This window comes from Streptosporangium sp. H13245, from assembly GCF_055690525.1.
On record NZ_JBSZKT010000027.1, the window covers coordinates 17,541 to 42,581 of the forward strand.

Genomic DNA, 25,041 nt, shown 5'->3' on the forward strand with positions numbered 1-25,041 from the left:
GCGTCTCCTGATCGACAGCGATCTTCTCAGCGCGCCAGTGTCTCCTGAAGGTGCTCCCTCAGGCCAGCCAGCGCAGGGTCTCGCCGCGTCGCGATCTCCGCGTGCGGCTCGACCATGCTCGGGATACGGCGCCCCACGGGGATCTCACCCAAGGCAAGGACGGTACGGCGGGACGTCGCCCTTCTGCGACTGGGTACTACGTCGTGGCCTCGATCGCCAGTACTTCGCGAAACTCGCCGATGGCCGGGCGGTTCTGCTGGTCGAGGGGTACGGCACGCAGCAGCATGCGCCCGGTCTCGATGATGTGGTTGCTGCGGTAGGCGGCGGGGAGAGGATCTATCACCGCCGCCGCCCGGCGGACCCCCTCGTCAACGGCGCCCTGGACGACCGTGCAGAGTGCCTCGTGCAGAGCGACATTGGCCCGGTACTGGTAGTCACTGGTCAGCCTGAGCACGTTCTCCCGGGCCACGCCCGCCCTGACCTCATCACCCGCACCGGCATAGACCCAGCTCTGCGCGAAGTAGATCTGGTTCTCTTTCCAGAAACCGAGCGAATCCCCGCGAACCCCCTTCTCCGTCAGCCCGACAAGGACGTCCAGCGTCTCACGCGCCTTGGCGTGTTCGCCGAGCAGGGAAAGGGCCTTCGCCCGGGTGGTCATCAGGTCGACAGAGGGACCACCGGCGATCTGCTCCGCGTTGTTGACGAGGCGCATGACCGTCTCCGGGGCGCGCTGCCCGTAGAGCCCGTGGCCTGCCTCCTCGGCACGAACCAGCAGACACAGTTCCTGATCCCCGGAGGCGTCGGCCGCGCTTCGTCCGGTACGCCACCACCGGACGGCGGCTCCGTGGTCACCCAGGCGGGTCAACGCGTTGGCGTGAATGCTGGCGAGCATGGCCAGGGTCCGTTGCAGCTCGGTCACCTCGGTGGGAGATGACACCTCCATCTGCCGCCGTACCGTGAGCAGGTCGATGATGAGATCGGCCGCCACCTGTGCGGGAGGCCGGGTGCGGAGCGCGTACAAGTGGTCAGCGGCGGACATCTCCCACTCCTCGCCGCTTCGGAAACCATGGTCGAGGGACAGGTCGAGAAGCTGGCGAACCGGCTCACCGGAAACACCGAGTATCCCGATCCCGGCACTGGCGGCGGCAAGCTGCAAAAGTCGTCGGCGTTCCATGTCGTCGCCTCCATCTGGCGCCTTCCAGATGAGACTACCCTCGGATGATTTCGCCAATTCGGCGGCATCCGGCAGATCGGCGAACAGTTTTCCTTCGGCGACCTCGAAGACCTGTGCGAGCAGCTGCGGGTAAGGCTCGCTCGGCCGATGCTTACCGGCCTCCCATGTGCGGACCATGCGGGTCAACGACTCGTGAGTCGGCATGTGTGCCCTGGTACGACCGCTTGTCGCATCAATTAACCGCCGGGCCATGTCCTTTAAGGACCATTCACGCAATTGCCGCTCATCGCGCAATCGAACAGCCCACACAGGAAGATCATTCATGCGCGCACCTCGGGGGCACAGGGGATACAGGGGGATATCCGCCCCCGCCCAAAGTATCCCCTGTCGTGATGCGATCACGCAGCGTTCTTATGGAGTCACCAGGAAAAGACGAAGCCCGCCCATGGCATTGCGCGCCAGGACGGGCCCCTTGATCAGGAAGGCTCTCCTGACCCATGAACGACCTTAATGCTCCGGTTCTCAACCGGCCCATGATGAGCGGTTGCGCCGACGACGACCCATCCCCGAGTGCGAACACCCGGCCGCCGGTCACTCCGCCGCCGGATCCGCCCGAGCGGTCGCTCGCCGTCCGGCGTGCCGGGGACTTGGCCGCTGTGCTGGATGACGTCTACGGCATCTCGGCCGATGTCCACGAGCTTCGCTCCGGCAACGCCATCCTGTCCGTCCACTACGGGCTGCTGGCCTACACCGACGGGGAGAGGTTCTGGTGGACCGGCCCCGGGCGTGGCGACTTCGGTAGTCCGCTGCTCAGCTCCGAGCTGACATTGGCCGTCGCCGCCGAGCAGCTCGCCAGGCACTACCGGATCCTGCGCGCCCGTCCCGCCACCAGTGTGCTGGAAGGCGAGCTGCCGTTGCTGGCCGACGTGATCCTGGCCGATCATGTCGTCCCGCGCTGATCGGAGGGAAGCGGACGTGATCCCGCCCTGCGGCACACCGGCGGGCGACCGGCTCAGCGCGGCCACCTGGCGGCCCGGTGCCGTCGCCGCTCTTCAGCGCCTGCGGACCGAGTTGCACGCCCACCGGATCTATCCGGCCATCGCCTACGACGAGGGTCAGCCCCGCCTGGTGGTCGGCTCCGGCGCGCTGACCGTCTGGGCCGACCGCGAGGGCATGTTCTTCTGCTGGGGCACCGTCCACCTGGAGGAGCCCGCCGACCACGCCCCGGCCGACGACCTGCCGCGGGTCGCCCGCAGGATCGCGGAACAGCTCGGGGAGCACTACACGGAGCCGGACAGCTCACTGTGAGCGGCGCGGCAGCCCGACTCCCGCGAGCGGTGGTGCGCGACCAGGGGCCGCTCGCGGGGCCATTCGCGACCGGGTGACTCCTCGGGCAAGGAGCCGCCGGTCGTCGCGGTGTTCCCGTCACATCCTCTCGGCGGGAACACCGCCCACTCTTCGGCGACTTCAGGCGCTCGGGAAGTCTCCGGTGAAAAAGGGCTCAGCCCTCGCTGTCGGGGCCGCTCGGGGTGGAGGCGGCGGCGACGGCGGCGACCGCGGCGAGGTGGCGTCGCATCGAGAGGTCGGCCAGCTCCGCGTCCCCGTCCCTGATGGCCTCGAAGATCGCGCGGTGCTCGGCCCGGGCCTGGGCCGCGCGGCCGGGGGAGGCCGAGACCGCGAGCGCCTGGTCCTGGAGCACGGCCCTGAGGTCCTCCACCAGCCGGGAGAAGAGCGGGTTGCCGGTCGCCTGGGCGATGCCGATGTGGAAGCGGGCGTCGACCTTGATCCGCTCGGCCGGGTCGTCGGTCCGGTCGAACTCCTCGATCAGCTCGGCCAGCCCGTCGATGTCCTCCTGGGTGCGGCGCTCGGCGGCGAGCCGGGCGGCGGGCACCTCAAGGTGGCGGCGTACCTCGTTGAGCTGGGCGGGCAGGTAGCGCCCGATCAGCAGCTGCGACTGCACCTGGGTGGCGGCGACGAACGTGCCCTTGCCGGCGAACGACTTGGTCAGGCCGAGGGCGTTGAGGCTGTGCAGCGCCTCCCTGATCACCGACCTGCTGACCCCGAACGACTGGGCCAGGTCCGCCTCGGAGGGCAGCCTGTCGTCGACCGCGAAGTATCTCGACTCGATGAGCTCGATGAGCTGGGAGCGGACGTGCTCCGCCGCACTCCGGTGCGCGACCGGGACAACCTTCATTCCGGACAATTCCTTTCCAGGCTGCCAGACATCGACTCGATCGGCCATCGTACTCACCGCTGGCCGGCCGGTGGGGGAATCACGCCGTTCGCGGCGTTCATGGCTTCGGTGCCAAATGTCTTGTCTCCCACCGTGCCACGCAGGGCCGCCCCGCGGCGAGATGCATGGTGCGACGGGACACGTCCATGATGACGCCCGCGATCGTGGCGGTGCGTTCGCGGACGTGGACCGTCTCGTTGGGGTGCTGGCAGACGCTTGACGGGTGGTCCCTGTGGTCGGCGAGTGCCGTCCGCAGGTCGTCCACCGACAGGCTGCCCACCGCGTTCAGGCTCTCGGTGACGTTGCGCAGCCGCGCGACGGTGTGTGGTTTGCGCCGGGCGTACAGGTCCTCGCCGGTCAGGTCGGTGCACCGGAAGTGGTTGGCGTGGGTGATCTGGCCGTTCTGCGGGGTCAGCCTGCGGACGCCGTCGGCGCGGGGCGCGGTCTCCAGGTCGACGGCGAAGCCGGTGTCGTCGGCGAGGAGGTAGTTGGCGGACAGCGCCCGGTCGGCGGAGGAGATGACGTCGGCCGCCGCGCGGGCGGACTCGCTGTCCAGCGCGGCCCGCAGCAGCACGTGGTACGGCACGCCGGGACGCCCCTCGTCACCGTCGCTGACCAGGGTGTTGGTGCACAGCCCGAGTCCCGTCTCGTTCATGCCGACCTTGGCCAGCAACCCGGCCTCGACCAGGGTGACGAAGGACGGGCCGTCGTCGCGGGTCACCTCAAGGACCGTCGAGGTCTCCTGGGCGTGCAGCAGCCAGTCCCAGTTCTGGCCGATGACCGTGGTGCGGGTGGCCGACCGGTGCGGCAGCAGCGCGAACGAGGTGCACTCGTGCGGGATGGGTGGCGCGCCCTCCTTCTGGCCGCTCGCGGAGAACATGATCTCGCTGCGGGTGTTGAGGGCGAGGACGTCGTCCAGCTCCACGCCCGCGCCGGTCGCGATGCCGCGCATCTCGGCGAGCAGGGCCGGGGAGAAGTCATCGACGATCGGGGCGAAGCGCCCGGCGTGCCGCCGGACGGTGGCCCAGTCCCAGCCCGCGTAGTGCTCGAAGACCCGCTCGTAGGCGGAGAGCGAGCGACGGATTCCGTCGCGGGCCTGGGTGCCGTACTGCCGACCCCGCTCGGCGGGGGGTCCGGTCACGCGGACCACCGGGAACGCGATGCCGCTCGTGCGGTGCATGGAAGAGACCGCTCCCTCGTGTGTCTGCTTCGGTACGTCCTGCATGCAGGGATTCAGGATGCCTGGCTGCCGGACATGTTGATTGTGACCTCAGGGGTTATGGGTGTCAAATATGGCTTTTCTGGGCATTACGCCTTGTCATACGCCGAGATCTAGGGTCATGATGTCAGGCAGTCAGACAGGTTGGAGGGAGAAACGTGACATCCGTTCTCATCGCCGGCGGTGCCAGCGGCATCGGTGCCGCCACCGCGGCCCGGCTGCGCGCCACGGGAGCAGACGTCCACGTGGCCGACATCAACCCGGCGGGCGCCGCGGAGGTCGTGCAGGCGCAGGCGCACCATCCCGGTTCGGGAACGGCCGGTTACTGCGACCTGTCCACCGTGGACGGTCCCGGCCAGGCGGTCGCCGAGGCGCTCGACGCGCATGGCCGGCTCGACGCCGTCGTGTTCTGCGCCGGGCTGCTGGTCGAGACGGAGCTTCCCGACTTCACGGTCGCCGAGTGGGACCGCACGATGGCCCTCAACCTGCGGGCCCCCTTCCTCGTGGCGCAGGCCGCCGCACCGGCCCTCGCCGCGTCGCCGCACGGCCGGGTGGTGCTGACCGGGTCGACGGCCGCGTTCCGCGGCGGCGGGGGGTCGTTCGCCTACGCCGCCTCCAAGGGCGGCCTGGTGGCGCTGACCAGGTCACTCGCCGTGGCGATGGGACCGGACGGGACCTGCGTCACCTGTGTCTGCCCCGGCTGGATCGACACCCCCTTCAACGACCCGTACTGGCGGCGCGTCGGCGGGCGGGAGAACGCCCTCGACGCCCTGCGGTCGCGGATACCGCTCGGCGCGCAGGGGCGGCCGGAGGACGTCGCCGACGTGATCACGTTCCTGGTCTCGCCCGGCTCCCGCTATCTCACCGGGCAGGCGGTCGTCGTCGACGGCGGCCTGCTCGCGTCCTGACCCCCCTTCCCGTTCGGAGAGCGCGATGACCGAAGACCTGCGTACCGAGTTCGCCCCGTCGCTGGAGCTGGCCCGCCGGCTCGCGGCCGGTGCCGAGAGTGAGGCGCTGCGCCGGGGCAAGCCGATGGGCATCGCCGTGGTGGACCGAGGCGGGCAGGTGCTCTTGGCCGTACGGATGGACGGAGCCGGTCCGGTTGCCCTGCAGCTCGCCATCGACAAGGCGTTCACCGCGGCGGCGTTCGACGCCAGGACCGACGCGTGGGGCGAGGTGACCCGGCCCGGCGGCGCCGACTGGGGACTCGCCTCCGCGCTCGGCGGGCGCATCATGATTCTCGCCGGTGGCCTGCCGTTACGCGCCGGTGGACAGCTGGTCGGCGGGATCGGGGTGAGCGGCGCCGCGCCGCCGGTCGACCTGGCGTGTGCCGTCGCGGGCCTGCGCGCCGGCCTCGGTCCGCTGGACGAAATAGCAGGTCTTGTCACACTTCAGCCCACCAACTAGCCTGCCAGGCAGCCAGACAACATCCGGGAGAGTTCATGTCACTGGCCCAGCAGAACGTCGTCGTGCTCGCCTATCCCCGATACCAGGAACTCGACTTCTGGTATCCGGTGCTGCGCGGCCGCGAGGAGGGCGCGACCGTTCACATCGTCGCCTCGGGGCCGGAGGGGTGCGAGAGCATCCTCGGCTACCCGGTCGTCCCGGACACCGCGCCCTCGGACGTCGACCCGGCGGGCGTCGGGCTGATCGTCGTCCCGGGAGTGGCCCCGGGTGAGGAGCCCGCCGCCTCTGCCGAGCAGATCGCCCTGGTGTCCGCGGTGCACGCGGCCGGTGGGCTGGTCGCCTCCGTCGGCAACGGGGCCGGGGTCGTCGGCGCGGCGCTGCCCGGGGCGGGCGACCGGATCGTCAGGGCCGAGGGCACCGACGACCTCGCCACCTTCTTCGGCGCGGTACGGGCCGCCCTCGCCGTGCCCGCCTGACCGCCCACCCGCCCCTGTCGTCGATCCGTCTGAGTCACCGTGTCGCCCGGGCGACCGTAGTCGTACGAGGTTGGAGTAGCCCCCATGGAAGTTTTCAGGACCGTACTGGGCGACGTGTCGCCGGAGGAGTCCGGTGTCATCCTCACCCACGAGCACCTGCTCTACGGATACCCCGGCGCCGAGCTCGACCACCGCACGGTGCTCGACTACGACGCCAACGTCTCGTTCATCGCCGGGCAGGTCAGCAAGGGCATGGCCGACCACGGGTACGGCACGCTCGTCGACATGACCCCGCCCGAGGTGGGGCGGCACCCCGAGCTGATGGCCGAGGTCGCCCGCCGCACCGGGCTGAACGTCATCGCGATCACCGGGTTCTTCCCGGAGCGGATGGGCGTCCCCTACTACTGGCGGCGGCAGACCGTGGAGGAGCTGACCGACTTCTTCGTCCGCGACCTGACCGAGGGAATGGTCTTCGCCTGGCAGCAGACGCCGTACAAGGCCGGGGCCATCAAGATCGCCACCGGGCAGGAGAGCGTCACGCCGATGCCCAGCCCGGTCGGTCCCAACGGGCGGCGCATCCACGAGGTCGAGGACCGGGTCATCCGGGCCGCCGGGCGGGCGTCGAGGATCGTCGGCTGCGCGGTCAACACGCACACCGACCCCATGGACTACCGGGTCACCAACCCGGGGATCGAGCAGCTCGACATCCTGGAGGAGGAGGGCGCCGACCCCGCCAAGGTGATCATCGGGCACGCGTTCGTCGAGCCGAACGACGTCCAGCTGCGCGAGATCCTCAACCGGGGCGCCAACGTGCAGATCGACCACATCGGCATCCCGTGGCGGGTGGACACCGCCGAGGAGCTCGACGAGCTGATGGCCACCGCGCTGGTGAGCCTGCTCGACGACGGTTTCGGCGGCCAGATCGTGCTCTCCTTCGACCGCTGGTTCTACAACCCGCGCTCCGACGTGACCGAGTCCGACCCGCAGCTCGCCAACGAGCGGGTCGACCTGGGCTACCTGTTCACCCACTTCGTCCCGCGGCTCAAGGGCAAGGGCGTCACCGACGAGCAGATCCAGGCGATCCTCGTCGACAACCCGCGCCGCATCCTGTCGATCAAGGTCTGACCCCCGTACAACGCAGAGAGGAAGTCCGGTGCAGCTCACCGAGGCGCGAATCATCGTGCTAGTGGAAAATCAGTACCAGGAGCTGGAGCTCTGGTACCCGGTGCTGCGGTTCCGTGAGGACGGCGCCGACGTGCGGGTGGTCGGCCCCTCCGTCTCGGAGGTGTACGCCAGCAAGCTCGGCTACCCCGCGAGGGCCGACCTGACGGTGGCCGACGTCGATCTCGACGCGTACGACGCGCTGATCATCCCCGGCGGTTTCTCACCGGAGTACCTGCGCCGCAACCCCGAGATGGTCGACCTGGTCCGCGAGGCCGACGCCAAGGGCCTGCTGGTGGCGGCCATCTGCCACGCGGGATGGCTGCTCGCCACCGCGGGGATCGTCAAGGGACGCGCCGCGACCTGCGTCGTGACCATCAAGGACGACGTGATCAACGCCGGGGCGCGCTACTCCGACGAGCCGGTGGTCATCGACGGCAACCTGATCACCTCCAGGCTCCCCAACGACCTGCCGCAGTTCTGCGCGGCGATCAAGGACGCGCTCGCCGGACGGGAACCGGCCAAGGGGGGTGCGCTGCCGGTGGCGGCGGACCCGCCCGCGTCGTCGCCCGCCTACACGGCGAGCGCGGTGCTCAAGAACCGGGCCGCCGGTCCGGCGTCGGCCAACTACCGGGCCTACGCGGTCCTCGACGCCTGACCGGCCGACGATGCGCATCGACGTCCACCACCACGCGATCTTCCCGGACTACATACGCCGCCTGGCCGAGCGCGGGATCGGGGCCCAGCCCGGCATCCCGCTGCCCGGCTGGTCGGCGGCGGACTCGCTCGCGATGATGGACCGGCTCGGCATCGATCTCGCGGTCCTGTCGGTCGGCTCACCGGGGTTCTACTTCGGCGACGCCGGACTGGCCCGCGAGCTGTGCCGGAAGACCAACGACGACCTGGCCGCCACGGTCGGCGCGCATCCGGAGCGGTTCCGCGCCTTCGTCGCACTGCCGCTGCCCTCCGTCGAGGACGCCCTCGCCGAGCTGGACCGGGTGGCGGCGGACGAGGCGTTCGTCGGGGTCGGGCTGCTCACCAACTACGCGGGCCGGTATCTGGGCGACCCCGCCTTCGACCCGGTGCTGGCCGAGCTCGACCGGCGGGGCTCGGTGGTCCACGTCCACCCGACGCTGCCCGCCCACTACCCGGCCGCCGAGATCGACCTGCGGCCGTCCCTGATCGAGTACGTCTTCGACAGCACGCGGGCCCTGGTCAACCTCACGCTGAACGGGGCCCACCACCGGTTCCCCGGCATCACCTGGATCTTCTCGCACTGCGGGGGCACCGCGCCGTACCTGGCGGGGCGGCTCGCCATCGCCGAGCCGCTGCCCGAGCTGGCCCGGGTCGGCGACGGCGGCGTCTACGGGGCCATGCGCTCGTTCCACTACGACATCGCGCTCGCCACCACACCGTACGCGCTGGGCTCGGTGGAGCGGCTGGCCGGTGTGGAGCGGCTGCTGATCGGCTCCGACTTCCCGTTCGTCGACGAGCGCACGGTGCGCGCCTGCCTCGCGGAGGCGGCGGAGGTGCTCGGCGCCGGGCCGATGGAGGTCGTGGCCAGGGACAACCCGGCACGGCTCTTCCCCACGCTCGCGAACCAGATCCTTCGCTGACCAGGCCCCCGATCTTCACGACAGGCGCTTTCACGACCGAGACGAGGTGACACGTTGCCGCAGTTCGACCTTCCCCTGGAGCAGCTCCGGGCGTACCGCTACCCGGGCCCCGAGCCGGACGACTTCGACGAGTTCTGGGCGGTGACGCTGGCGGAGGCGGGACGTTTCCCGCTCGACCCCGTCTTCACCCGGTACGACGGCGAGCTGCGTACGGTCGACGCCTTCGACGTGACGTTCGCCGGTTACGGAGGCGACCCGATCAAGGGGTGGCTGATCCTCCCGGCGGACCGGCGGGGGCCGCTGCCGACGGTCGTCGAGTATCTCGGCTACGGCAGCGGGCGAGGCATCCCGCTGGAGTCCCTCGCCTACGCCTCGGCAGGGTTCGGGCACTTCGTGATGGACACCAGGGGGCAGGGGAGCAGCTGGCGGGCGGGTGACACGGCCGATCCGTCGGCGAGCGGCCCCGCCGTGCCCGGCTCCATGACGCGCGGCATCACCGATCCGCACGACTACTACTTCCGGCGTTTGTTCGTCGACGCCGTACGGGCCGTGGACGCGGCGGCGGCCCATCCCGACGTGGACGGCGGCCGGATCGCGGTCACCGGGCGCAGCCAGGGCGGCGCGCTGTCGCTGGTCGCGGCCGGGCTCAGGGACGACGTGGCGGGGGCGATCCCGCACGTGCCGTTCCTCAGCGCCTTCCGCCGGGCCACCGCGATCACCGACAGGGAACCGTACGCGGAGATCGTCCGCTGGTGCTCCGTCCACCGCACCGGCCACGAGACGGCGTTCGCCACCCTGGCCTACTTCGACGGCACGTCCTTCGCGGCCAGGGCGACCTGCCGGGGCTCGTTCTCGGTGGCGCTCATGGACGGGGTGTGCCCGCCGTCCACCGTCTTCGCCGCCTACAACGTGTACGGGGGCGAGAAGGACATCACCGTGTGGCCGTACAACAACCACGAGGGCGGCGGGCCCCAGGATCAGCTCCGGACAATCCGGGTTTTGCACGATTTATTCGGCTAAACCGCTCGATCTGTGACAAAAGCCGCTTTGCGTACTATGTCGTGACAAATTAGCAACATCCAGGGTCTTGCTCGGCTCTGGTAACAGAAGCCAGGATTCAATCCTGCCAGACAAGCGGACAGCCTGGATGGTTGGGGAAAGGAGGCCGGAGTGAAGTCAGCCCGGCTCTACGGACATGACGACCTGCGTATCGAGGACGTGCCGGACCCGCGCGCGGGAGCCGGTGAGGCGGTCGTCGAGATCCACGCCTCCGGCGTCTGCCCGAGCGACATCCGCAGCTACACCGGCTCGGGGACGGCCAAGCGCGCCCCGTGGACCCCCGGTCACGAGGTGGCCGGAGTGATCACCGAACTCGGGAACGGCGAGACCGGCGGGTTCTCCGTCGGCGACCGCGTCGTCCTGGACTGGCGCGGGGTGTGCGGCCGGTGCCACGAGTGCGCCCGGGGCGCGGCCAACTTCTGCGAGAACCTCGTCAAGTTCCCGATCGCCGGGTTCGCCGAGGCGACCGTCATGCCGATCGACCAGCTGCGCGCCGTACCCGACGGGCTGAGCCTGGAGGCGGCGTCGTTCTGCGAGCCCCTCGCCTGCGTCGTCAACGCCCACCGGGGGCTCGCCATGCCGCTGGCCTGCAACGTCCTGGTGGTCGGCGCGGGCCCGATCGGGCTGCTGCACACCCAGGTGGCCCGTTCTCGCGGCGCCAGGGTCATCGTCGCCGACATGAAGGCCGACCGGCTCGCCACCGCCGTCGCCCTCGGCGCCCACGACGTCGTGGACGCCTCGGCGGGGGAGACCCGGCAGGCCGTCCGCGCGCTCACCGAGGGGCGCGGCGCCGACGTCGTGATCGTCACCGTCGGCAGCCCGGCCGTCATCTCGTCGGCCTTCGAGCTGGTCGCCCGCAACGGCGCCGTCAACCTCTTCGCCGGTACCCACCCCAAGGGGACCGTCGAGCTGAACCCGGACGTCCCCCACTACGACCAGGTCGCCATCACCGGCAGCCACGACTTCGTTCCGAACGACTTCGCCACGGCCCTGCGCCTCCTGGCGTTCGGCATGGTCGACGTCGCCCCGCTGATCAGCCACCGCTTCTCGCTGGACTCGGTGGTCGACGCCTTCGAGACCACCCGGCGGCAGAAGGGGCTCAAGTCACTCGTCGTCGCCGGACCCTGACACCCCTCGTACCGCACTCCCACCGACAGCACGTACCGCCCCCTTGTACCGCACCCCACCGACAGCACGTACCGGCCCCGCGCGGAGCACCCCCGCCGCCCTCGGCACCGGGCCCGTGAAGCACCACCACACCGACATGACGTACCGCTCGTCCCTCCGACCGTCTGAGGAAGTCATGACCACGTCGTTCGCCGAATCCCTCTCGGACACCCCGACCGCCCTCACCACCTCCACCGCCTCCTGGTCGCGCCGCCGGATGCACCACGTCTTCGCCCGCGACGGCCGGGCCGTCATCGCCGCGATGGACGCCGGGATCAAGGGTGTCGCCCCCGGTCTCGCGGACGGCCGGGCGGCCGTACGGCGGATCGTGGACGGCGGGGTCGACGCGATCCTCGCCACCATCGGCCTCGCCCGCGCGGCCTCCGACGAGCTCGGCGGCACCGGCCTGATCATCGCGCTGGACAGCGAGATCCCGTCGGCCGGGTACGGCGTCCAGCAGGCCGTGCGGTGGGGTGCCGACGCCCTCGAACTCAAGGTCTTCCCCGGGAACCCCCAGGTCACCAAGCTCGGCGAGCTGCGCGAGCTGTGCGCGGAGGCGGACCGCTTCGGGATGCCGGTGATGGCCGAGCCGATCCCGGTGTCGTTCAAGGACGTCGAGGCGCACACCCTGACCAACGTCGCCAACGGCGCGCGCCTGTCGTCGGAGGCCGGTGCCGACTTCGTCAAGGCGCAGTACGTCGGCACCGTGGACGAGTTCCGCAGCGTGGTGGACGGCTGCCTGGTGCCGCTGCTGGCCCTGGGCGGCCCGATGAAGCCGACTCCGGTGCACGCCCTGCAGATGGCCGCCGACGCCGTCGAGGCCGGTGCCCGTGGCGTGGTCTACGGCCGCAACATCGTGGAGGCCGAGCGCCCGGACCGGATGGTCGCCGCGCTGGTGGAGATCGTCCACGGCGGCGCCAGCGTACGGGCCGCCGCCAAGCACCTCAACGCCCCACTCTGACCGCCCTGTTTTGACCGCTTTGTTTTGACCGCCTCGTACGCCGGGCCGATCCACCCGACCCGACCTGACCGACCGAACGGACCTCAGGCCCAACCAACCCCACCGACCCGACCGAAGGGGAGCCGATGACCACCGAGCCCACAGGCGAACGGATGAGCGCCGCCGTCTTCCACGGCGGCCGGGACATCCGGGTCGAGTCCGTGCCGATCCCCCGGCCGGGACCCGGCGAGGTGCTCGTCCGGGTCGGCGCCGCCGGGATCTGCGGCAGCGACGTGCTGGCCTTCCGCGGCCTCGGCCCGTGGCAGCACAGCGCCGACGCCCCCGGCCGGGACGGGCACGAACTGGCGGGCGAGGTCGCCGCGCTCGGTCCCGGGGTCACCGGGCTCACCGTGGGACAGCGGGTCGCCGTCGAGCCCAAGCACCTGATCGCCTGCGGTGAGTGCCCCCCGTGCCTGGCCGGGCGTACCCACCTGTGCCGCAGGCGCGGGTACGTCGGCGACCGGCACGTGACGAGCGAGGGCTTCGCCGAGTACGACCTGTGCCCGGCGGAGCGGGCCCACCCGCTGCCCGGCCACGTCTCGCTCGGCGCGGGCGCGATCCTCGACTGCTACGCCTGCGGGGTCCACACCTACAACCTGGTGGAGACCGCGCTGGCGGAGAGGCCGGGCGGGGTCATGGTGATCCTGGGGGCCGGGACGATGGGGCTCACCATGGGCCAGGTGGCCCGCTCCCACGGGCTGCGCGTACTGCTGACCGGCACCAGCCGGGAGTCGCTCGACCTCGCGCTCAGGGCCGGTGCCGCCGACGAGGTGGTGCTGGTGGGGTCCGAGGACCCCGAGGCGGCCGTCGCCGCGCTCACCGAGGGGCACGGCGCGGACGTGGTGGTCGACGCGGTCGCGATCCCCGGGGTCACGCTCCAGCAGGCCGTGGAGCTGGTCACCCCCGGCGGGCAGGTCTGCGTGCTCGGCGTCTTCGCCACGCCGCCCCGGCTCGATCCGCACCTCGCGTACGTCAAGGAGGTCTCCCTGCACTGGTCGAACAGCTACGGCACGCACCGGGGCGGGTCGGAGTACGTCACGGCGCTGGAGCTGGTCGCCTCCGGCGGGGTGGCGGCCGATCCGCTGATCACCCACCACTTCCCGCTGGAGCGGATCCGCGAGGCGTTCGTCGCCGCCGACGAGAAGGACACCTCGCTCGCCATGAAAGTCATGATCCAACCCTGACCGGCCCGTCGCTTCCAGCCTCCGGCCCCCGGCCCCGCAAAACCCTCGCCCACCGAAAGCCCCGTAGAGCCCCACCAAAAGCCCCGCAGAGTCCCAGCGGATCCCCCATCCACCGAAAGTCCCGCGAAGCCCCAGCAGAACCCCCGCCCACCGAAGGAGGTGATCCCGTTGTCCCAGCGCCGTTACGTACTCGCCGTCGACCAGGGTTCCAGCGGTACGAAGGCCGCCGTCTTCGACGACACCGGCCGCCCGCTGCGGCAGGCCCGGCGCCGTACCGAGGTCGCCCACCCCGAGGTCGTGGCGGCCGAGGCCGACCCGGAGAGCTGGTGGCGGGCGCTGGTCGAGTGCGTCGGGGAGGTCCTCGAAGGGCCGGTACCCCCCGGCCGGATCGAGGCGGTCGCGATCTGCGGCTTCATGCACACCCTGGTCCCGGTCGGCGACGACGGCGCGGTGACCGGACCGGCGCTGCTCTGGCCGGACCAGCGCCCGCTGGCGGACGCCCCACCGGCGGCGGCGTCCGGCTCGTGTGTCGAGCGGATCCGCTGGTGGGCGGCAGGGAACCCGGACGCCGCCGCCAGGACGCGCTGGTACCTGCCGGTCAAGGACTTCCTGCGGCTACGGCTGACCGGGACGGTGGGCACCGACGGCTACGAGGCGGGCGGCACCGGTTTCGCCGACGCGGCGACCGGCACCTGGTCCCCGGCGACGGCCGCGCACGCGGGGATCACGGTGGACAGGCTCCCGCCGATCCGCGGGCCGCTCGACGTCGCGGGCGAGGTGACCGAGGCCGCCTCGGCCCTGACCGGGCTGGCCGCCGGTACGCCGGTCGCGGTCGGCACCGGCGACTGGATGGCCACGCTGCTCGGCTCGGCGGCCGTACTGCCGGGCAGGGCGTGCGTCTACCTCGGCACGGCCGGGGCGATCGGCGGGTTCGCGTCACCGTCCGCCGCCGCGCGCCTGGCGGAGCCGCTCTGCTTCGCCGCCGCCACGGCCACCGGCTCCGCCCTGGACTGGCTCGCGGGCATCGTCGGCGACGGCGGAGCCGGTGCGCTCGCCGGGGCGGCCGGAGGCGTGCCCCCGGGCGCGCGCGGCGTGGTCTTCCTGCCGCACCTCATGGGAGAACGCGGCGACGGGCCACGGCCCGCCGCGCGGGGCGCGGTGCTCGGGCTCACCCTGGCCCACGGTCGCGCCGACCTGGCCCGCGCCGTGCTGGAGGGCACCGCGATGTGGCTGCGGGCGATCGCCGGTGCCGAGCTGGAGCGCCGCGACCCGGCTGAGCTCGTCGCCGTCGGCGGAGGCGCGCGAAGCGACCTGTGGCTGCGCGTCCTCGCCGCGGTGCTGGGCCGCGACCTGACCGTACCCGAGACGACCGAGGCGGGACTGCTCGGCGGCGCGCTCGTCGCGGCCACCGCCGTCGGCCTCGGCGACCGGGAGGCGGGCCTGGCGGACCGCCGCGACCGATGGGTGCGGACCGCCGGGACCGTACCCGCGGAACCGGACCTGGTGAAGGAGTACCAGCCGCTCTACGACGAGTTCCTGCGGGTCGAGGCGCTGGCCGTCGCGGCCGACGCCGACCGCTGGGAACCCCACGAACCTCCACGGCCGGTCCCCGGACGTGGGCGTCACCGGTAGCCCGGCCCTCACGGGCTGTGCTGCGCGAACGACAACAGGAGCAAGCGCGCGGGGGCGCTCATACAACGCTACCGAGACAGCCATGCCAGGAGTGAAAATGCAACGACCGTGGAGAAGCGCAGTCAAGGTCACCACCGCCACGACCGCCGTGGCGCTGCTGCTGACCGTGTCCGCCTGCGGGGACGACACCCCCGAGGCCGCGAGCGGTACCGGCGGGGAGGTGACCGGCGCGATCGACGTGTGGATGGGAGACCCCATCGGCACCACCCAGCAGCCGACGATCGTCCAGCTCGCCAAGGACTACGAGGCCGCCCACGCCGGTACCAAGGTCAACCTGAGGTTCCTCGGCGCCGACGCCCACCAGACCTACCTGACCAGCATCGCGGGCGGCACCGTGCCCTGCGTCGCCCTGATCGGCAACACCTGGAGCCCGGAGTTCGCCGGACTGCAGGCGCTGGAGCCGATCGCGCAGGACCCGGCGTCCATGAAGGGCAAGTACACGCAGAGCATGATCGACTCGACCGTGCTCGACGGCGTCTCGTACGCGGTGCCCTACGACACCGGTGTCCGGGCCCTCATCTACCGCAAGGACCTCCTCGACAAGGAGAAGCTCGCCGCGCCGAAGACCTGGGACGAGCTGCTGACGGCGGCGACCACGGTGCAGAAGGCCAACCCGGGCGTCAACGGCTACGGGATCATCGGCGGCAACGCCTGGTACTACCTGCCGATGGTCTGGCAGTGGGGCGGTGACATCGCCACCCAGGAGGGCGGTGCCTGGAAGGCCCAGGTGGCCTCGCCCGAGGCGACCGCCGCGTTCACCTTCTACGCGGAGCTGCTGACCAAGCACAACCTCTCCCCGAAGGGTTCGGTCACCTGGCAGGGCGCCGACGCGGCCAAGGCGTTCGCGCTGGGCCAGGTCGCCATGATGGTGGGCGGCAGCTGGGACCTGAAGACGATCCTGGCGCAGAACCCCGAGATGGAGAAGCAGCTCGGCACGGCGCCGCTGCCCAGCGGCCCGGGTGGCAACAACGACACCTTCGCCGGGGGCAGCAACCTCGCCATCTTCAAGGGCTGCGAGAACAAGGCGACCGCGAAGAGCTTCGTGGACTTCATGCTGGAGACCGACAACCTGGTCTCCGTCACGACGAAGATCGGCCTGCTTCCGGCCACCACGGACGCGCTGGAGCGCGAGCGTACGACCGGCTCGTTCTCCACCCCGCTGCTCAGGGCGTACGCCGAGCAGGCGCCGCACACCCGCTCGATCCCGCCGGTGGCGACCTGGGGCAAGGTCGAGGGGACCGGCGCGATCGTGAACGCCATGCAGGCGATCATGAACGGGCAGAAGGCCCCCGACGCGGCGATGAGGGAACTGGCCGATCAGATCGACGCGGCGATCGGCAAGCAGTGACGTTCACCGCATCCAAACTCGGCAGGCGGGCGCGGGTGAACGCGTCCGCCCCCCGGGGCGGCCCCCCTGAGGCGCCGCCCCCGGCCGGTCGGCGCTCCCGGTTCCGCTTCGACCGGCACGGGCTTCCCGGCCTGCTGCTCGCGCCGCTGCTGACGGTCGTGGTCGGGGTCGTCGGCTACCCGATCGTCCGGACGATCTGGCTCTCCTTCCACGAGGGCGAGTACCTGCGCACCGGCCCGTGGAACGGCCTGGCCAACTACGGCGAGCTGTTCACCGACCCGTATTTCCTCGCCGCGCTGCTGCGTACCACGGTCTTCGCGGTCGTCTGCGTGGGCGGCACGCTGCTGGTCAGCCTCGCGGTCGCGCTGGTGCTCGACGCGGGGCCGTGGATGGCGCGGGTCGTCACGGTGATCGTGCTGCTGCCCTGGGCCATGCCCCGGGTCGCCTCCGGCATCGTCTGGAAGTGGATCTTCAACGACCAGTACGGCATCGCGAACTGGCTGCTGGTCGGCCTCGGGTTCGACCGGTTCGAGGGGTACGCGTGGTTCAACAGCGGGTTCACCTCGCTGGTGGCGATCACCATCGCGGTGGTGTGGCACTCGGTGCCGTTCATCGCGATCTCGATGCTCGCCGGGCTGCGCGCCACCCGGGGTGAGGTGCTGGAGGCCGCCAGGGTCGACGGGGCCACCTTCACGCAGAGCCTGCTGCGGGTCCGGCTGCCGATGATGAAGCCGCTGCTGACCATCCTCGGCGTGATGTCGACGATCTTCGCGTACCAGTCGTTCGACCATTTCGTGGTGATGACCACCCCGCCGGGCGGTCCCAGCCACAGCACCGAGGTGCTCTCGCTGCTCACCTGGCTGCAGGCGTTCACCGTGCTCGACCAGGGCACCGCCGCCGCGATGGCGGTCGTCACGTTCGTGCTGCTCGCCGGTATCACCGCGATCTACGTCAGGCTGACGAAGGAGGACAAGTGAGCGCGGTGGCGCACGACGACACCCGGCGGCACCCGGCCAGGGTCCTCCTCTACGTGGCGATGGCCGGAATCGTGGTGGTGAGCCTCTTCCCCTTCTTCTGGATGGTGGTCACCTCCCTCAAGCCGGACCCGGACATCTTCACCAGGACCCCGCAATTCCTGCCGACCGATCCGATCCTGGACCGCTACACCGCCCTGTTCCAGGGCGCGGTGCCCCGGCAGTTCCTCAACTCGCTGATCGTGGCCGGGGCCACCACGGTCATCACCGGCCTGATCGCGCTCCTCGCCGGGTACGCGCTCGCCCGGTTCAAGATCCCGCTGCGCAGGCACCTGCTCATCGTGATCCTGTCGATCCAGATGCTGCCGCAGACGGTCCTGGTCATCCCGCTGTTCGTGGTGCTGCGCAACACCGACCTGCTGGGCACCTACCAGGGCCTGATCATCTCGCACCTGGCGCTCACCGTCGGGCTGGCGACGTACATGCTGCGCAGCTTCTACCTCGACATCCCGGTGGAGATCGAGGAGTCGGCGATGGTGGACGGGGCGACCCGGATGCAGGCCGTCCGGCTGGTCGTCTTCCCCCTGGTCTGGCCGGGGCTGGCGGCCAGCTCCATCTACGGGTTCATCACCTCCTGGAACGAGCTGATGTTCTCGGCCACCTACATGCAGCAGTCCTCGCGGGAGACCCTGCCGGTCGCGCTGCAGCAGTACTTCTCCAGCTACTACTCCGACTGGGGCGGGGTGATGGCCGCGAGCGTGATCTTCACGATCCCGGTGGTGATCTTCTTCCTGCTGGTCCAGAAGCGCCTGATGCAGGGCATGGTCGCGGGCGCGGTCAAGGGATGAAACCGCCTCGCGCCCCTCGTACACCAAGAAAGGATTCACAGTGTTGAAGCTCGGAGTGCTCGGTGTGGGCGCGATCGCGACCGTCGACTACGGCGTCCTGCCCAACCTGCACCACATCAAGGACAAGGTCGACCTGGTCGCGCTCTGCGACCCGGTGGAGGAACGCGCCACCGACGCGGCCAAGCGCTTCGGCGCGGCGGAGGTCTACGGCTCGCTGGACGAGATGCTGGCCGAGGCCGACATCGACGCGGTGCTCAACCTGACCCCGATCCCGGCGCACGGCGCGACCTCGCTCCAGATCCTGCGGGCCGGAAAGCACCTGGCGACCGAGAAGCCGCTCGCCACCACCATGGCCGACGCCGACGCGATCATCGAGGCCGCCGAGGCCGGGGACCTGCGGGTGGTCTGCTCCCCGCCCAACATGCTCTACCCCACCCGGATCGAGGCCGCGCGGCTCATCCGCGAGGGCGTCATCGGCAAGGTGGCGTTCGCCAAGATCCGCGCGTCCCACGGCGGCCCGGCCTCGATGATGAACTGGCCGACCGACCCGACCTGGTTCTACCAGGAGGGCTCGGGACCCCTCATGGACGTCGGCGTGTACGGGATCCACGAAGCGCTCGGCCTGCTCGGCCCCGCCAGGCGCGTGAGCGCCTTCTCCGCGATCACCGAGCCGACCCGCACGGTCCGCTCCGGGCCGTACGCGGGCAAGGAGATCACGGTGACCACCGACGACAACACGTTGATCATGCTCGACTTCGGCGGCGGCACGTTCGCGGTGATCGACGGGACGTTCAACGTCAACGCCGCCAAGGGCCCCCGGCTGGAGGTGTTCGGCCGGTCGGGCACGCTCAACCTGCCCAACAACCTCAACCAGAACGGCGGGCGCGGCATCGACCTGTTCCGGCTGGACGCGGCCGCGGGGCTGAGCGGCTGGGTCGACCTCGACCTGGCCCACCTGGAGCCCGCCCAGCAGCGCGTCGACAGGCTGCGCCGGGCCCTGCTGGTCGACCACCTCGCCGACCTGGTGGCGGGCACGGCGACCCCGGTGATGGGAGCCGACGTGGCCAGGCACGCCCTGGAGATCATGCTCAAAGCCCACGAATCAGCCCGCGCGGGCCGGGTCCTCGACCTGGAGTCCACCTTCGCCTGGTGACCGGTTTTAACCCGGGAACCGGCCGGGGCGCGCTTGACGGGCGGGCCCCGGGCCGGGGGTGGGTCAGAGGTCGCCGTTCTCGATGGCTCGCTTCAGGGCGGCCTGCGTCACCTCGTGGGAGGCGACGCCGTTCGCGAGGGCGAAGTCGATGAGCGTGTCGTCCGCGTCGAAGGTGAGGTACTCGGTGACCTGGGTCTTCCCCGCGGTCAGCTTCTTGAAGACGATCTTCTGGTGGGTGACGACGTTGGGCAGCGACCAGGTGTCCGTCTCGTAGTAGAGGCCGTCCTTGTCGATGCGCTGCTGCGCGTGCGTGTTGCTGACGACGATCGAGCCCTCGTACGGGATCTCCTCGACCGCGGTGAAGTTGATGGTGCGCTTCCCGGCCTGCGACCAGTCCTTGTGGGTGACGACCCGCTTCAGGAACGAGTGCATGCCGACGTGGTTGTTGATGTTCGAGTACGCCGAGAACACGTGCTTGACCGGGGCGTTGATCGTGATGGAGATGCTGTCCTTCGCCCTGCTCCGTCCCGACCCCGGGAGCGGAGGCGTGTTCTTGTAGAACTTGTAGGTGTCCCACGCCGTCTGCCACTCGGCGGCGAGCTGGGGGTCGCCAACAGGAGTCTCCGCATGGGCGGGGGCGGAGAAGGCGGTGAGGACGAGGGCCGCTGAGAGCAGCTGGGCCGCGAGGAGTCGAAGGTGCTTCTTCACGTATACCCCAAAGGGAGACAGTAGGTGCAAAAGATCTTTTATCGCATACTGTCGTGATCTATAGCTCTTTATGGTGAAGAAGCGAAAACATCTGTGCGCGGAGGAGTGAGGGTCAGGCGCGTTCCTGCCGGGGCAGGACCACCTCCCGCAGGATGAGCAGGATGGCCGCGACCAGCGGGATGCCCAGCAGGGCGCCCACCACGCCGAGCAGCGCGCCGCCCAGCAGGGCGCCGACGATCGTGGCGAGCGGCGGCACGTCGACCGAGCTCCTCATCACGGCCGGGGCGATCCAGTAGTTCTCGATCTGCTGGTAGATCGTGAAGAAGATGAGGCAGACGACGCCGACGGTCGGGGAGACGAAGAACCCCACCAGCGAGGCGACCCCCGCGCCGATGAAGGCGCCGACCAGGGGGATGAGGTCGGTGAGCGCCACGATCAGGGCGAGCGCCAGGGCGTACGGGACCTGCATGATGCTCAGGAAGAAAAAGGTCGTCACACCGGCGATGAGCGAGATGATCAGGTTCCCGGCGACGTAGCCGCCGATGCTGTCGATGATCTGGTCGCCGAGCAGGGTCGCGCGGGTCCGGCGGGACCGGGGGACGAGGCGGTAGGCCATCTTCTTGAGCGACTTCAGCGAGCCCAGGAAGTAGAGCGTCAGCACCAGCACCGTCAGCGAGTTGAAGACGGCCCCGATGACGACCGATCCGATGCCGAGCACGCCGCCGAACATCTGGGTGCCGAAGTCGCCGCTCGTCACGTACTGCTGGAGCTTCTCCAGCAGCTGGAAACGCTGGTCCAGGTCGCGGATCATCGGGTTGTTCTGCAGCTCCTGGACGTACTGGGGGAGCTGCTCGACGAACTGGGTGGACTGCGTGGTCAGCGGGGGCACCACGGCCAGGCCGAAGCCGACGAAGCCGAGGATGACGCTCAGGAAGACGATGACGATGGCCCCCACGCGCGGGACGTTCCACCGCTGGAGGACCTCGACGGCCGGGTTCAGGCCGATGGCCAGGAAGAGCGAGACGACGATGAGGATCAGCACCGAGCTGGCGCTCGCGACGGCCTGCACCAGCCACCAGGCGGTGAGCACGCCCAGGGCGGCGGTGAAGCCGAACACGAACGGGTTGTTGCTCATCGAGCGCCCGGGACGGCCGAACGGGAGGTTCGTCGCGGCCCCCGGGGGCGAGGCCGCACCGGGGGACGTGGGCGCGGGCGCGGCGGCCGTGGAGCCGTCGGGGCTCGCGGGCGGGGGGTCCGGCAGGACCAGGGGCCCCGCGGAGGTCAGGATCGGCTCGGCCGAGGCACCCGAGGTCGAGGCCCCCGACGCCGAGGCATTCGAGGACCCCAAGGCTCCAGAGGTCCCCGAGGATCCCGAAGACCCCGAGGCACCGGAGGATCCCGAGGACCCCGAAGAAGCGGCGGGCTCGGCGGTCCCGGGCGACCGGGTGGGTCCGGCCGCGCCGGACGACGTAGTGGGTTCGGCCGGGGCGTCCGCCTCCGTTGACGGAACGCGGGGGGCGGGCGGGGATGTCGCCGCCGCTGGGGCGCGGTCAGCGGAGATGGGGTCGGGCACCAGCTGCCACTGCCCTGTCCACAGAGAGATAGTCGGCTTCCGCCATCATATTTTCCCTGGTCGCCGCACGGTTCCGGGCGGAAGGCGCGATCAGGTCATGTTGACGTACTGGCGGGGGCGCAGGGCGTGGCCGCGGAGCGCGGCCAGGGCGGCGGAGCGGCCCGCAGGGGTGAGCCGTCCGTCGACGCGCAGGCCGAAGGCGTCCAGGCGCTTGCCCAGCTCGGTGAGCGAGGCGTCGACCTCCACGGTCTGCCACTCCGCGCAGTCGATCACGGCGGTGACGTGGTCGAGGTCTGCGGGGGCGTCGTCGGCGAGCAGCATCAGCGCCACCTCCCTGGCCGAGGCGCGGAAGCCGTTCTCCCCCGACGCGGGGGCGAGCAGGGCGGCGGCCGCGGTCTCCCAGAGCAGGTCGGCGTCGCCGAGCAGGCGCTCACCCAGCGGGGTGGTCACCAGCCGCCTGCCGGTCTGGCGCAGCGCGCCCATCTGACCCTGGGCCACCTCGCGGACGGCCGCGAGCTCCGCGCCGCTCCAGGTGCTCTCGGCGAGCACGGAACGGGCGAGGTTGTGCCGCTGGGTCAGCGGGATGCCCCCGGGGCGGCGGCCCACGGTGAGCAGCCAGCGCAGCGCGTCCAGGTGGGCCTCGTCCGGCGCGGGGATGGGCGCGTGCAGCCGTACCTCGAAGGGCTGGGCGAGCTCGCGCCAGGCGGTGCCCCTGCCGAGGACCCAGCGGTTGAGCCGCTCGCCCTGGACCCGGTGCAGCCAGTTGTCGCCGCCCAGCTCGGGGCGGGACGTGGTGAGCCAGTGGCTGGTGAGCTTCCGCCGCTCGGCGGGGCCGGGGACGAGCTCACCGGAGACGATGGCCAGCTCCAGCGCTGCCGAGCACGCGCCGTGCGCGCCCAGCTCCTCGGGGCCCATGATCGAGCTCCACCGCAGCTCGGGCACGTCGGGCGGGAGCACGCCCGTCGCGTCCAGGGCGGTCTGGTAGGCGGCCATCCCCGCGTCCTCGCCCAGGCGGGCGTAGGTGCGCAGGATCTGGGTGGTCGTGGACGACGAGCAGAGGGCGGCGTAGCGCTCCAGGCCGCCCAGCCGCAGCAACCGGCCCAGCGCGCGGGCGATCGCCGGGCGGTCTCCGGTGACCTTGGAGGGCAGGGTGTACCAGAGAAACTCGCACACGTTGAGCTCGGTGATCGTTTCCAGTGGCTCGCCGCCGGTCAGCCAGTCGATCGCGCTGCGAGCATGGTCGGCGGAGGCGGGCTCGGAACGCTCCAGCTCCGACAGGAGTGCGGCCACGTCCGGTGCAGGCATGCTTCGAAGTCTGCCGTATGCGGGCCTGCTCTGACGATGAACGTGACGTAATGGATCCTGCACGGTGCCTACCCTAGGAAATGTCTTCTAAGTGGCTCATATGCGGAGGCTCAGATCCAGCCCTTCTTGAAAAGCATTCGTGAACTCCACTCGGCGTACGGGATGATCTCGGCGGTGAGCACCGGGTAGAGCCACCAGAAGTTGACGAGCGCCAGCAGGGTGAAGGCGCCCACGACCGCGGCGCCGACGATCCGGCGGCCCTGCGGGGCGCTCGCCGGGCCGAGGATGAGCCCGGCCGCGAGCACGATCGCCAGGATCATGAAGGGGACCATGGGGATCGCGTAGAACAGGAACATGGTCCGGTTGTCGGCGATCGCCCAGTAGAACCAGGGGAGCCAGCCCGCGGCGTAGGCGAGGAGCACGGCTCCGGCCCGCCAGTCGCGGGTGGCGACGTACCAGGCGATCATGGCGATGAGAGCGGCCAGGCCCCCGTACCAGATGACCGGGGTACCGACCCCGAGGACGGCCTGCGAGCAGCTGTCGGCGCCACAGGCGCCCTTGGGGCTCTCGTAGAAGAACGCCACCGGGCGCAGCAGCAGCGGCCAGCTCCACGGGTCGGACTCGTAGTTGTGCGGGGTCGCCAGCCCGGTATGGAAGCCGAGCACCTGGAAGTGGTAGCTCAGCCACGACCGGAACGAGTCGAAGACGAAGAACACCGGGCCCTGCGAGGTCGCCTGTGCCCAGTTGCGGCCCCAGCCGCCCTCGGAGGCGAACCAGCCGGCCCAGGAGGCGATGTAGGTGACGGCGGGCAGCAGGGCCAGGGCGGGCAGGGCGCTCGGCAGGTCCTTGCCGAAGACTCCGCCGTACGGCTTGCGCAGGCCGATCGCCCGGCGGGCACCGGCGTCCCAGACCAGCGACATCACCGCGAAGGCGACGAGGAAGAACACCCCCGACCACTTGACCGCGCAGGCCGCGCCCAGGCACAGCCCGGCCGCGATCCGCCACGGCCGGACGCCCAGCCACGGGCCCTGGTCGCTGAGCGGCGAGGTCTCGTACCAGGCGACGAGCCGCTCGCGCGCCCGGTCGCGGTCGGTCACCAGGCAGGCGAACCCGGCCAGCACCCAGAACATCAGGAAGATGTCGAGCAGCGCGGTGCGCGACAGCACGAAGTGCAGCCCGTCGAGGGCGAGCAGGAGCCCGGCCAGGCAGCCGAGCATGGTCGAGCGGGTCATCCGGCGCGCGACCCTGGCCAGGATCAGGATCGACAGCACCCCGACCACGGCCCCGGCGAACCGCCACCCGTAGGGGGTCATGCCGAAAAGTTGCTCGCCCAGGCCGATCATCCACTTGCCCAGCGGCGGGTGGACCACGTAGGAGGCGCACTTGTCCAGCTCAGTGGGCGCGCACTGCTGCCAGATGCCGGTGCCGCCGCCTATCAGGATCTTGTCGGCGTCCTTGACGACGTTGTGCTCGGCGCCGAAGTTGAGCAGCGCCCAGGCGTCCTTGGCGTAGTACGTCTCGTCGAACATGACCGCGCGCGGATGGCCGAGGTTCGTGAAGCGCAGGATCGCGCCGAACGCCGCGACCAGCAGCGGGCCCAGCCAGCCCCACAGGGCGCCGCCGGGCATCGGCGGCACCAGCCGGTCGCGCGCCGAGCCCCTCGCCCCGCCGGGCGGCTCGGGCTCCGGCTGTTTCGGCGCCTGGTTGGTGAAGTCGGTCACGGCCACCCGGACATCGTACGGTC

Annotated in this window: 25 protein-coding genes; 17 read left to right on the forward strand and 8 right to left on the reverse strand. The window is 70.8% G+C overall.

From position 1 onward, the window contains the following. Positions 1-26: 26 nt before the first annotated feature. On the reverse strand, positions 27-152 hold the full coding sequence (locus tag ACW9TB_RS28450; protein ID WP_472751142.1) for a hypothetical protein: 126 nt from the start codon (positions 150-152) through the stop codon (positions 27-29). 44 nt (positions 153-196) lie between these two features. Beyond that, entirely contained in the window at positions 197-1,498 is a 1,302-nt protein-coding gene (locus ACW9TB_RS28455) for a helix-turn-helix domain-containing protein (protein ID WP_472751143.1), read from the reverse strand. 332 nt (positions 1,499-1,830) lie between these two features. On the opposite strand from ACW9TB_RS28455, the gene ACW9TB_RS28460 reads away from it, so the two are divergent. Together ACW9TB_RS28460 and ACW9TB_RS28465 are read left to right on the forward strand one after the other, a co-directional pair. Next, complete coding sequence (locus ACW9TB_RS28460; protein WP_472751144.1) at positions 1,831-2,133, forward strand: hypothetical protein; 303 nt, start codon at positions 1,831-1,833, stop codon at positions 2,131-2,133. A 16-nt stretch (positions 2,134-2,149) separates the two neighbouring features. After that, complete coding sequence (locus ACW9TB_RS28465) at positions 2,150-2,482, forward strand: hypothetical protein (RefSeq protein ID WP_472751145.1); 333 nt, start codon at positions 2,150-2,152, stop codon at positions 2,480-2,482. Between the two features lie 193 nt (positions 2,483-2,675). On the opposite strand, the gene ACW9TB_RS28470 is transcribed toward ACW9TB_RS28465, so the two are convergent. Both ACW9TB_RS28470 and ACW9TB_RS28475 read right to left on the reverse strand, forming a co-directional pair. Beyond that, positions 2,676-3,368, reverse strand: coding sequence for a FadR/GntR family transcriptional regulator (locus tag ACW9TB_RS28470; RefSeq protein WP_472751146.1), 693 nt, complete (start codon positions 3,366-3,368; stop codon positions 2,676-2,678). Between the two features lie 97 nt (positions 3,369-3,465). Beyond that, on the reverse strand, positions 3,466-4,587 hold the full coding sequence (locus tag ACW9TB_RS28475; protein ID WP_472751147.1) for a C45 family autoproteolytic acyltransferase/hydolase: 1,122 nt from the start codon (positions 4,585-4,587) through the stop codon (positions 3,466-3,468). A gap of 197 nt (positions 4,588-4,784) precedes the next feature. Here ACW9TB_RS28475 and ACW9TB_RS28480 point away from each other — a divergent pair, with 197 nt between their 5' ends. From ACW9TB_RS28480 to ACW9TB_RS28550, 15 genes are all read left to right on the forward strand, one after another. Continuing rightward, positions 4,785-5,534, forward strand: a complete 750-nt coding sequence (locus ACW9TB_RS28480; RefSeq protein WP_472751148.1) for an SDR family NAD(P)-dependent oxidoreductase — start codon at positions 4,785-4,787, stop codon at positions 5,532-5,534. 25 nt (positions 5,535-5,559) lie between these two features. Next, the gene (locus ACW9TB_RS28485) at positions 5,560-6,033 is read left to right on the forward strand and encodes a GlcG/HbpS family heme-binding protein (protein WP_472751149.1); all 474 of its coding nucleotides are present in this window, start codon (positions 5,560-5,562) and stop codon (positions 6,031-6,033) included. A 35-nt stretch (positions 6,034-6,068) separates the two neighbouring features. After that, positions 6,069-6,509 (forward strand): DJ-1/PfpI family protein, encoded by a 441-nt coding sequence (locus ACW9TB_RS28490; RefSeq protein WP_472751150.1) that lies wholly within the window; start codon positions 6,069-6,071, stop codon positions 6,507-6,509. Positions 6,510-6,593: 84 nt separating this feature from the next. Then, on the forward strand, positions 6,594-7,634 hold the full coding sequence (locus ACW9TB_RS28495) for a phosphotriesterase family protein (protein ID WP_472751151.1): 1,041 nt from the start codon (positions 6,594-6,596) through the stop codon (positions 7,632-7,634). Positions 7,635-7,689: 55 nt separating this feature from the next. Next, entirely contained in the window at positions 7,690-8,328 is a 639-nt protein-coding gene (locus tag ACW9TB_RS28500; RefSeq protein WP_472751220.1) for a type 1 glutamine amidotransferase domain-containing protein, read from the forward strand. A gap of 10 nt (positions 8,329-8,338) precedes the next feature. Further along, complete coding sequence (locus ACW9TB_RS28505; protein WP_472751152.1) at positions 8,339-9,286, forward strand: amidohydrolase family protein; 948 nt, start codon at positions 8,339-8,341, stop codon at positions 9,284-9,286. Between the two features lie 54 nt (positions 9,287-9,340). Beyond that, entirely contained in the window at positions 9,341-10,306 is a 966-nt protein-coding gene (locus tag ACW9TB_RS28510) for an acetylxylan esterase (protein ID WP_472751153.1), read from the forward strand. Positions 10,307-10,456: 150 nt separating this feature from the next. Further along, entirely contained in the window at positions 10,457-11,473 is a 1,017-nt protein-coding gene (locus ACW9TB_RS28515) for a zinc-binding dehydrogenase (protein ID WP_472751154.1), read from the forward strand. A 175-nt stretch (positions 11,474-11,648) separates the two neighbouring features. Next, the gene (locus ACW9TB_RS28520) at positions 11,649-12,473 is read left to right on the forward strand and encodes a class I fructose-bisphosphate aldolase (RefSeq protein ID WP_472751155.1); all 825 of its coding nucleotides are present in this window, start codon (positions 11,649-11,651) and stop codon (positions 12,471-12,473) included. Positions 12,474-12,598: 125 nt separating this feature from the next. Beyond that, positions 12,599-13,696 (forward strand): zinc-dependent alcohol dehydrogenase, encoded by a 1,098-nt coding sequence (locus tag ACW9TB_RS28525; protein WP_472751156.1) that lies wholly within the window; start codon positions 12,599-12,601, stop codon positions 13,694-13,696. Positions 13,697-13,864: 168 nt separating this feature from the next. Then, complete coding sequence (locus ACW9TB_RS28530; protein ID WP_472751157.1) at positions 13,865-15,328, forward strand: xylulokinase; 1,464 nt, start codon at positions 13,865-13,867, stop codon at positions 15,326-15,328. Positions 15,329-15,425: 97 nt separating this feature from the next. Further along, a complete protein-coding gene (locus ACW9TB_RS28535; RefSeq protein WP_472751158.1) occupies positions 15,426-16,736 on the forward strand; it encodes an extracellular solute-binding protein in 1,311 nt (436 codons plus the stop codon). Further along, complete coding sequence (locus ACW9TB_RS28540) at positions 16,733-17,713, forward strand: carbohydrate ABC transporter permease (protein WP_472751159.1); 981 nt, start codon at positions 16,733-16,735, stop codon at positions 17,711-17,713. Before ACW9TB_RS28535 ends, ACW9TB_RS28540 begins: the two co-directional genes overlap by 4 nt. Further along, entirely contained in the window at positions 17,710-18,558 is an 849-nt protein-coding gene (locus tag ACW9TB_RS28545; protein ID WP_472751160.1) for a carbohydrate ABC transporter permease, read from the forward strand. Before ACW9TB_RS28540 ends, ACW9TB_RS28545 begins: the two co-directional genes overlap by 4 nt. Positions 18,559-18,598: 40 nt before the next feature. Then, positions 18,599-19,711, forward strand: coding sequence for a Gfo/Idh/MocA family protein (locus ACW9TB_RS28550; protein ID WP_472751161.1), 1,113 nt, complete (start codon positions 18,599-18,601; stop codon positions 19,709-19,711). A 63-nt stretch (positions 19,712-19,774) separates the two neighbouring features. Here ACW9TB_RS28550 and ACW9TB_RS28555 read toward each other — a convergent pair whose 3' ends face one another. The 4 genes from ACW9TB_RS28555 to ACW9TB_RS28570 all read right to left on the reverse strand — a co-directional run bounded on the left by ACW9TB_RS28555 (position 19,775) and on the right by ACW9TB_RS28570 (position 25,024). Further along, positions 19,775-20,419: an SRPBCC family protein gene (locus ACW9TB_RS28555; protein ID WP_472751162.1), complete on the reverse strand. Its 645-nt coding sequence runs from the start codon at positions 20,417-20,419 to the stop codon at positions 19,775-19,777. A 112-nt stretch (positions 20,420-20,531) separates the two neighbouring features. Next, positions 20,532-21,767: an AI-2E family transporter gene (locus tag ACW9TB_RS28560; protein WP_472751163.1), complete on the reverse strand. Its 1,236-nt coding sequence runs from the start codon at positions 21,765-21,767 to the stop codon at positions 20,532-20,534. Positions 21,768-22,082: 315 nt separating this feature from the next. Next, positions 22,083-23,297: a hypothetical protein gene (locus ACW9TB_RS28565; protein WP_472751164.1), complete on the reverse strand. Its 1,215-nt coding sequence runs from the start codon at positions 23,295-23,297 to the stop codon at positions 22,083-22,085. Positions 23,298-23,407: 110 nt separating this feature from the next. After that, positions 23,408-25,024 carry a dolichyl-phosphate-mannose--protein mannosyltransferase gene (locus ACW9TB_RS28570; RefSeq protein ID WP_472751165.1) on the reverse strand — a complete coding sequence of 539 codons (1,617 nt, stop codon included), beginning with the start codon at positions 25,022-25,024 and terminating at the stop codon, positions 23,408-23,410. Positions 25,025-25,041 lie beyond the last annotated feature (17 nt).